The 12,976-nt window shown below is 34.7% G+C and carries 11 protein-coding genes; 5 read left to right on the top strand and 6 right to left on the bottom strand.

What is annotated here, in order from left to right; translation table 11 throughout:
• Positions 1–2: 2 nt before the first annotated feature.
• Complete coding sequence (locus tag ACKC83_RS03580) at positions 3–629, top strand: polysaccharide deacetylase family protein (RefSeq protein ID WP_434037051.1); 627 nt, start codon at positions 3–5, stop codon at positions 627–629.
• On the opposite strand, the gene ACKC83_RS03585 is transcribed toward ACKC83_RS03580, so the two are convergent.
• From ACKC83_RS03585 to ACKC83_RS03600, 4 genes are all read right to left on the bottom strand, one after another.
• Positions 626–922: a thioredoxin family protein gene (locus tag ACKC83_RS03585; RefSeq protein WP_414036574.1), complete on the bottom strand. Its 297-nt coding sequence runs from the start codon at positions 920–922 to the stop codon at positions 626–628. The two genes, ACKC83_RS03580 and ACKC83_RS03585, sit on opposite strands and share 4 nt — an antisense overlap.
• Before the next feature lie 140 nt (positions 923–1,062).
• A complete protein-coding gene (locus ACKC83_RS03590; protein WP_434037052.1) occupies positions 1,063–2,298 on the bottom strand; it encodes a metallophosphoesterase in 1,236 nt (411 codons plus the stop codon).
• Between the two features lie 107 nt (positions 2,299–2,405).
• Complete coding sequence (locus tag ACKC83_RS03595) at positions 2,406–3,800, bottom strand: aldehyde dehydrogenase family protein (RefSeq protein ID WP_414036572.1); 1,395 nt, start codon at positions 3,798–3,800, stop codon at positions 2,406–2,408.
• Positions 3,793–4,422 (bottom strand): TetR/AcrR family transcriptional regulator, encoded by a 630-nt coding sequence (locus tag ACKC83_RS03600; RefSeq protein ID WP_414036571.1) that lies wholly within the window; start codon positions 4,420–4,422, stop codon positions 3,793–3,795. The genes ACKC83_RS03595 and ACKC83_RS03600 overlap by 8 nt, the downstream gene beginning before the upstream one ends.
• Positions 4,423–4,620: 198 nt before the next feature.
• On the opposite strand from ACKC83_RS03600, the gene polA reads away from it, so the two are divergent.
• The 4 genes from polA (at position 4,621) to ACKC83_RS03620 (ending at position 10,459) form a co-directional block, all read left to right on the top strand.
• The gene (gene polA, locus ACKC83_RS03605) at positions 4,621–7,452 is read left to right on the top strand and encodes a DNA polymerase I (protein ID WP_434037053.1); all 2,832 of its coding nucleotides are present in this window, start codon (positions 4,621–4,623) and stop codon (positions 7,450–7,452) included.
• 75 nt (positions 7,453–7,527) lie between these two features.
• Entirely contained in the window at positions 7,528–7,836 is a 309-nt protein-coding gene (locus tag ACKC83_RS03610; RefSeq protein WP_434037054.1) for a helix-turn-helix domain-containing protein, read from the top strand.
• The gene (gene dcm / locus ACKC83_RS03615) at positions 7,826–9,058 is read left to right on the top strand and encodes a DNA (cytosine-5-)-methyltransferase (protein ID WP_434037055.1); all 1,233 of its coding nucleotides are present in this window, start codon (positions 7,826–7,828) and stop codon (positions 9,056–9,058) included. Before ACKC83_RS03610 ends, dcm begins: the two co-directional genes overlap by 11 nt.
• 15 nt (positions 9,059–9,073) lie before the next feature.
• The gene (locus tag ACKC83_RS03620; RefSeq protein WP_434037056.1) at positions 9,074–10,459 is read left to right on the top strand and encodes a Sau3AI family type II restriction endonuclease; all 1,386 of its coding nucleotides are present in this window, start codon (positions 9,074–9,076) and stop codon (positions 10,457–10,459) included.
• Positions 10,460–11,374: 915 nt separating this feature from the next.
• Here ACKC83_RS03620 and ACKC83_RS03625 read toward each other — a convergent pair.
• Positions 11,375–12,175, bottom strand: coding sequence for a tryptophan-rich sensory protein (locus tag ACKC83_RS03625; RefSeq protein ID WP_434037057.1), 801 nt, complete (start codon positions 12,173–12,175; stop codon positions 11,375–11,377).
• Positions 12,176–12,315: 140 nt separating this feature from the next.
• Positions 12,316–12,876, bottom strand: a complete 561-nt coding sequence (locus tag ACKC83_RS03630; RefSeq protein WP_414036565.1) for a type 1 glutamine amidotransferase domain-containing protein — start codon at positions 12,874–12,876, stop codon at positions 12,316–12,318.
• Between the last annotated feature and the right edge of the window lie 100 nt (positions 12,877–12,976).

The following is a 12,976-nucleotide window of genomic DNA, read 5'->3' on the forward strand; positions in this document are numbered from 1 at the left end:
CTATGGGATTAATACCTGTTAAAACACCAAAAATTATAAAAGGCATATTTCCAAACTACGTTTGGGATATGCCTTTATTAGATAAAAAAACAATCTATCTTACCTTCGACGATGGTCCGCATCCCGAAATTACACCTTGGGTTTTAAAGACACTTAAAGCCTACAATGCCAAAGCCACTTTTTTTTGTATAGGCGATAATGTTAGAAAATACCCTAACGTACATATAGAAACTGAAGAGGCGGGTCATGCCTTAGGAAACCACACTTTTAATCATTTAAAAGGATGGAAAACAGATACAGACCTGTATATAAAAAATGTAGAGGAGGCCGCCAAATTAATTCCTTCAAAGCTATTTAGGCCACCTTATGGCAAAATTAAAAACAGCCAAGCCAGACGTTTAAAACAACAAGGCTATCATATAATTATGTGGAGTATTATTTCGTTTGACTGGGAACATAGTCTTTCGGTAGAAGATTGTCTGAGTAACGTTATTAAGCATGCAGAAGACGGACATATTATAGTGTTTCACGACAGCGTAAAAGCTTCAAAAAACATGCAATATGCATTACCAAAAGTATTAGACTATTTTAGTAAAAAGGGTTACGATTTTAAATCGCTTTCGCATTAAAGATATTCTTGGACTATAGTGATAAGCGAATTTGCATCTTTCTCGCCACTATGTCTCCATTTCATTTCTCCTTGCTTATAAACAATTAAAGTAGGCAGACCTTTTACACGCAGAGCCTCGGCCAATTCCTTATTTTTTTCTACATCTATTTTAATCACTTTGGCTTTATCACCAAGCGCAGCTGCCACATCTCGCAACACAGGGTGCATAGCTGTAGATTGTTCATTCCATTCCGTAAAGAAATTTAATAATACCGGAATATTAACATCTATTAAATCTCCAAATTTTGACATATTTTAATGTTTAAGAGCATATTTTAAAATTTTCAAAACTCCTGAAAACTATTAAAATCAACAAAAAATTCAGTGTTTTCGCTCAAGTTATGTAATATAAAAATACACAATTCTAATTTAATAATAACATTTATGTAACATTACGCATTTCTAGGGCTCTTTTTAAGCTCTATAACACTTATTTCCGGCCAGATACCAGCACGTCCTGGATAGCCTAAAAAGCCAAAACCACGGTTTACATTTATAAACTGTCCCTTTTCTTTATAAATACCAGCCCAATATTTATATCGCCACTTAATCGGACTCCATTTAATCCATCCCCGAATTTCAATTCCGAATTGCATACCATGTGTATGTCCACTTAGTGTTAAGTGATAAAAGTAATCATCGTCTATAACTTGGTCTTCCCAATGCGACGGATCGTGACTCATTAGTATCTTAAAATCGTTAGCATCAATTTTAGAAGCCGCTTTCTTTAAATCTCCAGCTTTTTTAAAATGACCTCTCCCCCAGTTCTCGACACCAACTAACGCAATGCGATCTCCATCTTTTTCAAGAAACCGATTATCGTTTAAAATCAGATCGAAACCTATGTCTTTCTGAATCGCTTTTAATTCTTCTAAGTTCTGCGCCTTCTCTGCTTCAGAATCCCACTCGACGTAATCGCCGTAATCGTGATTTCCCAAAACGGAAAACTTACCGTCTTTCGCTTTTAATCGGCCAAACGTATCTTTCCAAGGAATCATTTCCGAGGATAGATTATTTACCATATCACCAGTAAACAATAACACATCAGATTCTTGTTCGTTAATTAAATCAATAGCGTATTCAATCTTTTCGCGGTCATCGAAACTACCACTGTGTATATCGCTTATTTGCGTGATTTTATAACCATCGAAAGCTTCTGGTAAATCGTCGAATGTAAGTGTGTATTTTAAAACTCTAAAATCGTATTTCCCTTTATACATCCCATATAACAAACCTACAAAAGGAATAGCCGCCAATCCAATAGCGATCTTGCTTACAAATGCACGGCGTGCTGGAAAATACCCCAATTCTCTTTTATCTTTTTTGAAAAACCGATAGGCACCTTGTGGCAACCTAACCAAGTCTTCGAAACCTAAAATAACTAACAGTATTAATTTAGGAGCCAATGCCACAAGTAAAAAACCTAAGGCATAACTTTTAGAATGTGTAAGCACTTTTAAATGACTGGGATTAAGAAGCATCTCGTAAACAAAATTCCCCAGAACTAATGCACTCAGCGTCCAGTACACCCCGTAAATAAATGGATGTTTTGTAATAGACTTAAATGCTTTAAAAGCATACCAATCTAAAAAGATATAAAGTGCAAAAAAGATAACCCAACGTAACATAAGAATAATTTAGTGGATAAAATTAATTAATACCCGATCCAATTTGTCTTATCTAAGTGTTAAAGCTTACACCTTTTTAAGTGATCTCCATCAAGGCCATCTGCCCATTAAAACCATTTTAAAGTAAAATCTACTAACTTCTGTTTAACGTCTGTATAAGGCGGAAACAGAAACTCGACACTCACTTTTATATGTTGTTTTAAAACCGAGCGCATATTAGAAAATTCTTGAAACCCGAAAATACCGTGGGCTTTACCAATACCGCTATTATTACTACCTCCAAAGGGTAAATAATGATTAATGTATTGCAAGACATTGGTATTAACAGCCGTACTTCCTGCCCGTGTACGATCTATAATATACTGAGTCTGTGTTTTGTTTTCACTATAAATATAAAGCGCTAAAGGTTTCTCTTTAGCATTAATATACGCTAGAGCTTCATCGATATGCTGATATGTTTTTATAGGCAAAATAGGTCCAAAAATTTCCTCTTGAAGCAAGCTTGCTTGTTCTGGAAGTTCAGAAACTACAGTCGGTTCAATAAAATTATCTGCACTTACACAGTGTCCGCCCAATACAATAGTCGCACCAAGAGATTTAGCATCTTCTAAATGATTTTGAAGTCTCTCGAAATGACGGTTATTAACAATTCTAGCATAGGCATTAGATGTTTTAGCATCTTCGTACAACGTTTTTACAGCATCCTTAAATGCCATTATAAACGGCTCCTTAATACGTTCATCTATTAAAATATAATCTGGAGCGATACAGGTTTGTCCGTTGTTTAAAAACTTACCCCATGCAATTCGTGTTGCTGCGTGTTCTAAATTAGCCGACGCATCTATTAGTGTTGGCGATTTCCCTCCCAACTCTAAAGTCACCGAGGTTAAATGTTTCGAAGCGGCTTCCATAACTACTTTTCCTACATTTGGAGACCCCGTAAAAAAGATATGATTAAATGGTAACTTTAGTAATTCTGTGGAGACTTCGACTTCTCCCTGAACAAGGGTTATTTCATTTTCAGGAAATAATTTGGAGATTATGTCACCCATCACGTCCGAGATATGTGGTGTCATTTCCGATGGCTTAAGTATTACCGTATTCCCTGCCGCAATAGCAGATACTAGCGGACCAAAAGTTAGGTTTAACGGAAAATTCCATGGCGATATAATTAAACACACACCTTTAGGCTCGTTTACATACCAAGACGACGTTCCTAAAAACGATATGGGTGTCTTTACTTTTTGTCGTTTCATCCACTTTTTTAATTGTGAACTCACGTATTTAATTTCCCCGAGCACAGGATAAATCTCGGTTAAGTCAGTTTCTATAAACGGCTTTTTAAAATCGGCATACAAGGCATCGCGAATGGCTTGTTTATAATCTACTTCAATCGCTTGCTTTAACGCATTAAGCTTTGCAATCCGTTCTTTGTAGGTTGTTTGTCCTACATTAAACTGATTGGCTTTCTGGGCATCAAACACGTTTTGAAAATTATTCATCTGCAAGGGTATTATCTCTGTTAAATTCCGAGTAGTTTTTCAATCCGCTCACAAATACATTGGCTAAAAAGTGAGACACTTCTTCTTTAGACGCTTCAAAATAATTATGATATAAACACACTAACAGTTCGGAGGCCGAAGAAATCGCAATCAGACTAAACATTTCAAAATATTTATCGTCGGTAAAAGACACTTCGGGGAATCGTTTTAAATCGTCCTTCATATTTTTCACCAGACTTAAAATCCCCTCACTTCCATAAGACACACTCCGAATCTGATTTTGATTATTTTTATGAAACATTACCATTTCATCCGAAGTTACTAAATCAAAATACGCTTTAAAAGACGCATGCAAAAAGTGATAGGCAGAGGTTACGCCCGCTTGCGCCTGCTTTACTTCAAAATTAATTTCGCAATTTAAGCGATCTAAAATCTCGCAAAACACATCTTTTGGCGCGCTAAAATAATTGTAAAATGTACCTCGACCAATATTACTTAACTCTACAATATCACTAATAGACGTATTCTCCAATCCTTTTTCTGAAAACAAACTTAGCGACGCCATAATTATGCGTTCTCTTTTCTCAATCTTATTTAGTTCTCGTCTACTAGGCTTCAGCATGATCCATTCTCAGTTTTGTCAGAAAATAAAAGTACATAAATAACACGTAAACCTCTCATAAACTATCACAAATCCCCGTAAATGGTGGCACTTTTAAAAACTTCGTGTAAATAGGGTTTGAAAATTATCCTGTCTTGATTTTAATTCCAAATACCAACCCTTTTTTTGTAGTTTTGACATTCTTACAAAAACAGAATCATGTCAGAACAAAAACGTCTCTTTTTAGTCGATGCCTACGCCCTAATATTTCGTGGCTATTATGCCTTTATTAAAAACCCAAGAATTAATTCTAAAGGTCTAGATACCTCAGCCATACTAGGATTTACAAATTCGTTATTAGACGTTATAAAACGTGAACGTCCAGACCATTTGGCCGTATGTTTTGACAAGGGAGGAAGTGCAGATCGTGTAGAGATTTTTGAAGCCTATAAAGCCAATCGTGATGCTACGCCTGAAGCGATAAAACTGGCCATTCCATATATTTGCGAGATCCTAAAAGCGATGAAAATTCCAATCATGGTTAAAGAAGGTTTTGAAGCCGATGATGTTATTGGAACTTTAGCTAAAAAAGCAGAACTGGAAGGCTATAAAACCTTTATGGTAACGCCAGATAAAGATTTTGCACAGTTGGTTTCTGAAAATATCTTTATGTACCGCCCTGTATTTGGTGGCGGTTACGAAACTTGGGGAATTCCTGAAGTATTAAAAAAGTTCGAAATTGAACGCCCAGAACAAGTGATCGATTTTCTAGGAATGATGGGCGATTCTGCCGATAATATTCCGGGACTCCCTGGAGTTGGAGAAAAAACAGCAAAGAAATTCTTAGCGCAATACGGCACTATGGAAAACCTTTTAGCCCATACACACGAGCTAAAGGGAAAAATGAAAGAGAAAGTTGAAGCCGCTAAAGAACTTGGATTATTATCTAAGAAATTAGCGACTATTATGTTGGATGTTCCTGTAGATTTTGATGCGGAAGATTTTGAAATGTCGCATCCCGACATCGATGCTGTAAAAGGAATTTTTCAAGATTTAGAATTTAGACGATTGGTAGATAGTTTCGAAAAGATATTTACTGTTCAAGATGAAACTGCAACAGAAAATAACACAACAAATACAGCAGCAACGGAATCTTCGAATGCAGGTGCTGGGCAATTCTCGTTATTTGGAGGTGGTGCAGAAGTTGCTAGCGAAACCGTAGCCGATCCTAACCAAAGAAAGACTGCCGAAACCACATCACATTTTTACCAAAGTGTGGCTCCGGGTATGGCAACAAAATTATTCCTTAAAAACTTAATGAAGCAAACTAGCGTGTGTTTCGATACCGAAACCACGGGCTTAGATCCGCTTACAGCAGAATTAGTGGGTATTGCCTTCTCTTGGGAAACCGGTAAAGGATTTTACTTACCATTTCCAGAAGCTAAAACCGAAGCTCAAGAATTAATCGAAATACTTCGTCCGTTTTTCGAATCGGAAGACATTCAGAAAATTGGCCAGAATTTAAAATACGATATTAAGGTCCTTCGTAAATACAACATTACGGTTAAAGGTAAATTATTCGATACCATGTTAGCGCATTATTTAATCAACCCTGATATGCGTCACAATATGGAAGTCTTGGCCGAAACCTATTTAAATTATACACCAATTTCTATTGTAGATCTTATTGGTAAAAAAGGAAAAAATCAGTTATCAATGCGACAAGTTCCTATTGATAAACAAACCGAATATGCTGTTGAAGATGCCGATATTACCCTGCAACTCAAAGAACATTTTGAAAACGAATTAGGACAAGCCAATACCCAAAAATTATTCGACGATATCGAAGTGCCTTTACTTCGTGTGCTTGCCGACATGGAATTAGAAGGTATTAATTTAGATATTCCGTTTTTAAATGATTTGGCCACTGCTCTAAACGACGATATTGCGTCTCTTCAGGAAAAAATATTTACCGAAGCTGGCGAAGAATTTAATATTGCATCACCAAAACAATTGGGTGAAATTTTATTTAATAAACTCAAGTTAGTCGACAAGCCTAAAAAGACCAAATCTGGGCAGTTTGCAACCTCAGAAGATATTTTATCGTACTTGGCCAAAGACCACGAAATTATTCAGCATATATTAGACTATCGTGGCCTTGCAAAACTAAAAAGCACCTATGTCGATGCCTTGCCATTACAAGTCGAGCCAACCACAGGGCGTGTACATACAGATTATATGCAAACTGTAGCTGCAACAGGGCGATTAAGTAGTAATAACCCGAATTTACAGAATATTCCTATTCGTACCGAACGTGGTCGCCAAGTTAGAAAAGCCTTTATTCCAAGAAATGAAGACTACACTTTACTTGCTGCCGATTACTCGCAAATAGAACTTCGTATTATAGCCGCCTTAAGTCAGGAAGAAACCATGATTGAAGCCTTTAAAAACGGTGAAGATATTCATGCCTCCACCGCGGCTAAAGTGTTTAACGTGCCTTTAGAAGAAGTAACCAGAGAACAACGTAGTAATGCAAAAACCGTGAATTTCGGGATTGTGTATGGTGTATCTGCTTTCGGATTAAGCAATCAAACCGATTTATCGCGAAGCGAATCTAAAGACCTTATCGATACGTATTACAAAACCTATCCGAAACTAAGAACCTATATGAGTGAGTTGGTAGATTTTGCTAGAGACAAGGGGTATGTACAAACCGTTTTAGGACGTCGTCGTTATTTAAAAGATATTAATTCTAGAAATGGAGTGGTTCGTGGTGCTGCCGAACGAAATGCCGTTAACGCCCCAATACAAGGAAGCGCTGCCGATATTATAAAACTGGCCATGATTAATATTCATGAGAAATTAGTCGCTGGCGATTTTAAAACAAAAATGCTACTACAAGTGCATGATGAATTGGTATTCGATGTGTACAAACCCGAATTAGAAACCATAAAAACACTGGTAAAAACCGAAATGGAAAATGCCTTTGTTATGGATGTTCCGTTAGACGTAGAAATTGATACTGGCGATAACTGGTTGGAGGCGCATTAAAGAATAATTAAAAAATTGTTTTTAAAACAAAAATAACTATATTTGGACATTAATTGTCTAAAATATATTTGTCCAATGAAAACTTTAGGAGAAACTCTAAAAGAAGCGAGGGAAAAAACAGAATTAATTCTACGAAAAGTTTCAGCTGAAGTAGACATCGATCAATCTCTCATAAGTAAGTTCGAAAAAAACGAGCGAAAACCAACTAAAAAACAGCTAATAAGATTAGTTAATTTCTATAATCTTTGCGAGAGAGATTTATTAATCAGTTGGTATTCAGAAAAAATTGCAGAAGAATTGAAATATACAGAACAAACTACGGAAATCTTAAAAGTAGCAGAAGAAAAAATAAATTACTATAAAACTCAAAATAATGGCAAATAAGAAGATAAAAGTAGCAGAACTATTTGCTGGTGTTGGAGGATTCCGTCTTGGTTTAGAAAAAAGTAATTATGAAATTGTTTGGAGTAACCAATGGGAACCTTCAACTAAAATCCAACACGCCTCAAAAGTTTATGAAGCTCGTTTTGGAAAAGAAAACCATTCAAACGAAGACATAAACGAAGTTGTAACTCGAGATGTTGAAGAAATCCCTGATCATGATTTACTCGTTGGAGGATTTCCTTGTCAAGATTATTCTGTTGCTACAACTTTACATAATTCAAAAGGCTTAAAAGGAAAAAAAGGAGTGCTTTGGTGGTCAATTCATAAAATCTTAGAGAACAAAAAAAATAAGCCTAAGTATTTATTTTTGGAAAATGTAGACCGACTTCTAAAATCGCCTGCAAAACAAAGAGGCCGTGATTTTGCTGTAATGTTACAAAGTTTAAATGATTTAAGTTATGCAGTTGAATGGCGAGTAATAAATGCTGCTGAATATGGTATGCCTCAACGAAGAAGAAGAGTCTTCTTTATTGGTTATCATAAATCAACAGATGTCTATAAAAAACTTCAGAAAGCTAATAAAATAGACTGGCTAACCGAAGAAGGAACTATAGCTAATGCTTTTCCAGTAGCAACAACAAACGCAATACAAGAAGTTGAATTAAAAGGTGATTTAGTAGAAATAACTAATAATTTCAATAAAGACGGAAAATTGTCACCTTTTCTTAATACAGGAATGCTCATCGAAGGTAAGGTTTACACAACTAAAACAGTACCAAACTACGATGGACCTAAAGCGGTACTTGGTAGTATTTTACAAAATGGAGAAGTTACATCAGAGTTTTTTATTGATGAAAAAGACAAACCTAAATGGGAGTATTTAAAAGGAGCTAAAAAAGAAAAGAGAACAACTAAGGAAGGATTTGAATATAATTACAGTGAAGGAGGAATGATCTACCCTGATGCTTTAGATAATGCTTCTAGGACAATAATTACAGGTGAAGGTGGTAAATCTGCTTCAAGGTTTAAACATGTTATTGTTTCTGATAGAGGCCTGCGAAGATTAACACCTATCGAATTAGAAAGACTAAACATGTTTCCTGATAATCACACAAAATTAGATGGAATTACAGACACTAAACGAGCATTTTTTATGGGAAATGCCTTAGTAGTTGGTGTAATTGAAAAAATTGGCAAAGAACTATATAAACTGATAAATTAAACTGAGAAACCAAACATGTTCGATTTAAATTCAGAAGATTCAATTATAAGCTATGCAAAACAACTAAAAGGGCGAACTTTAAGAGAAATATGTGGCGTAGAAATTGAAAAACATGGCTACAAAGGAAAAGGGAATTTCGGCCAAATATTAGAAAAATTTTATTTCGGCTATGAGCCAAATTCTGACGCTGAACCTGATTTTAAAGAAGCAGGTATTGAACTAAAATCAAGTCCATTAAAAACTTTAAAAAACGGAGAATTTCGTTCAAAAGAAAGACTTGTTTTAAATATCATAAACTATTTAGAAGTTCATAAAGAAGAATTTGAAACAAGTTCGTTTTGGAAAAAAAACGCACATTTACTTTTAGTATTCTATTTACACGACAGAAATTTAAACTTACTCGACTATTTAATTAAGTTGGTTGACGGTTGGCAATACCCAAACGAGGATTTAAAAATCATTAAACAAGATTGGGAGTTTATCAATCAAAAAATCAAAGACGGAAAAGCACACGAATTATCAGAAGGAGACACCTTTTATCTCGGAGCTTGTACAAAAGGTTCAACAGCTTTAAAATCCTTTAGAGACCAACCATTTAATGAAGAACAAGCAAAACAAAGAGCTTATTCTCTTAAACAAGGTTATGTAAATCATATAATTGCAAATATCGCTGAAGAAGAAACTGCTGTTTATGGAAAAATAATCGAACGACCAGAAATTCTAGACAAAGTACGTTCAATTGAAGAAATAGTTATCTTAAAATTTCATCCATTTTATGGCAAATCCGCAGAACAAATTGAACAAGAATTAGGCTTGGAACTAAACCAAAAGGCTAAAAGTTATTTTGCAAACCTTACAAATGCAATTCTTGGAATTGAACTAGGTAAAAAAATAGTAGAATTTCAAAAAGCTGGAATTATTGTAAAAACTATTCGACTTAAGAAAAATAATTTACCAAAAGAGGATATTTCCTTTCCAACATTTGAATATCGAGAACTCATAGAAACAGATTGGGAAGATTCAGATTTTAAAAACATTTTAGAAAGTAAATTTTTCTTTGTGTTCTATCAATTTGAGGGAAAGAATTTGATTTTAAGAAAAGTTAAGTTTTGGAATATGCCTCATTCTGATATTCTTATAACTAAAAACGTCTGGGACAATATGGTAGAAACAATATCAAATGGAGCAATTGTAAAAGAAGTTACTCCCAACGGCAATAGAAAAACTTATTTTCCAAAGAAAACTGAAAATCACATTAGTCACGTTAGACCTCATGCTCAAAATCGAGATGACACTTACAAATTACCTGTTCCAGATAAATTAACTGGATTAACAGAATATACTAAACACTGTTTTTGGTTTAATGCAAGATATGTTAGAGATGAGATATACCTAAAATAAATCATGCTCACCATACTCAAGATAATAATCCAATTCAAAAGTTTGTCCTTCATCGACTTCTAAATCTTCAGTTAACACAAGACTAACTGATGCAAATGACAATCCAGTATTTAAAGCTTGAATCTTTGCTCTGGAGAGACTACCATTTTCTATATTCTAATTACATATAATTGTTTTGAATCTTCGTCTTTATAAATACCATTTCTAACATTCCAAGTTAACCAATCAATTGAATTCAAACAAGACCAAGAGTTCAATTCAATTTGAAGTTTATCTTTACTTATATCTATAACCTTGTAATATGGATATCTTAGCTTTTCTTCTTTACTAGATGTACACAAGCCTTCTTACGAATTGCTCAACTTCTAAACACAACCAAAATAACACATAAACAAATAACAAACAGTAAGTTTAAATCGAATAATTTCACTTAATACATAAACAGAGCAAAAAATAAAATTGATAATAATAATAAAGGATATGTGTTTATTGGTGAAGGTGAGTTGAAAGATTTTTATGGTTCAAAAACAATGAGTATTAATTAAGGCCTTAAAGAACCTATGCCTCATTATTTATAGAAAGATGCGACAAAAATTTCTGTCGGTTAGATTAAGTTTTTCAACCACCCAAATTGTTCCCTAACCTATTACCCAACAACACAACAAACATTGACTTTACTAATTCACCACGTTAATTTAATCGATAAAAAAAGAGTTTAATTACTTTAATACAAATCTTACCCCATAGATACTCCATACCAAAGCCATAGATACCTAATGGTTATAGCGTGCTTATAATATGGAAATGCTTTACCAGAATAATAAGTAATTCATGCTAGGATAGGATGGATGGAGTAAGCTAGCTTATAAATAAAAACAGTATATCGGCATCTAATAAACACAAACAAGGAGTCTCCTATTGCTTCCCAAAATACTCCTTAAGTTTCACCGTAGGACTTGTTGCTCGGTTTATATAACCGTGATACATACTACTCATCACTAAAAGTGTTGCCGACCCTAGTGCAGTATAAGCAACAGCCATATTTATAGTGTTATTGGCCACATAAATAGCTACCAAAGCCCAAGCGCCTACCAAAGCAAATTCTCTCATATTTCGTTTCCAGGTTACTATTAGATTTATTGCTGTAGCTATACCTATAAGTAGAAGCGTCCAAAACGTTGGAGACAGGCCAAAACCATCCCAATTATATTTTACTAAAACCGCCGAAACGTTAGCAATACTTGCCACGGTAATCCAACCACTATAAAACACAAAAGGCCACCAAAGAAAAGCAATTACCGAAATTGGCTCATCATGCAATTGCATACTGTTTTTTAACTCAATCTGAATCAATGCAAAGAGTAGCAAAAAGATAAATACAGAAGATAGTAAGGTATACCCGTAAATCCATGCTAGAATCCATAAGCAATTGGCAACGCAAGACACTACAAACCACCAACCCGTTTTCAATACAAAATCGTCGTCTCTTACCTTAACAAAAAGACTTCGTCCTTGGTATATTACAAATCCTAAAACCAGCACATAAATTAATCCCCAAATGGAAAAGGCATAGCCTGCGGGTGTAAATAAAGTATTGTATTGTTTAGAGACTTCGCCAATAGTTGTATTATTTAATAGGCCGGTATTCGAAACATAGTTCAAGATAACCATACAGACAAAACTAAAACCATTTGCTATTTGTAGTTGTTTTTTCATACCATTATTTTTATGAGTTCGAATGGGTTATAACCAATTGTAATTTAACGTATTTATGTGAAGTTTTAAATGATTACATATTAAAAAGGGTTAGATTTTAAATCATCTAACCCTTTTTTTAAAATGAGTTTACGTAAACCCTATGCGGTTTGCATATCGTGTTTACCTTCCTTAATTTCTTCTATAACCTTAGCATTAAATGCAGGTAAATCTTCTGGCGAACGGCTAGTTACTAAACCTTGGTCTACCACAACTTCTTGATCTATCCATTCTGCACCAGCGTTAATTATATCTGTTTTAATAGAATGGAAAGACGTTACTTTTCTTCCTTTTAAAACATCGGCCTCTGCCAATAACCACGGCGCATGACAAATAGCAGCTACTGGCTTATGGTTTTCAAAAAACGACTTCACAAAGCTTATTGCCTTAGTTTCTCGTCTTAATAAATCCGGGTTTATAACACCTCCTGGAAGTACTAGCGCGTTATAATCTGATTGAGACACTTGGTCTAATGTTTTATCTACTTTATAAGCATCTCCCCAATCTCCATCGGCCCAAGCTTTAATCTCTCCAGATTCCAGAGACACTATGTGTACTTCGGCTCCTGCTTCTAACAAAGCTTCTTTAGGCGATTTTAATTCACTTTCTTCAAATCCGTTGGTTGCTAAAATAGCAACAGTCTTATTTTTTAAATCTTTCATTTTAATAATTTTTAATGTGCATTAAACGTTACGAAATGAATTATCTATTGGGAGTTCTAACACTAACTCGACCATATAATCCTTCCGTCTTTGTATATCA

This window comes from Formosa bonchosmolovskayae, assembly GCF_051016085.1.
Classification (GTDB): domain Bacteria; phylum Bacteroidota; class Bacteroidia; order Flavobacteriales; family Flavobacteriaceae; genus Formosa.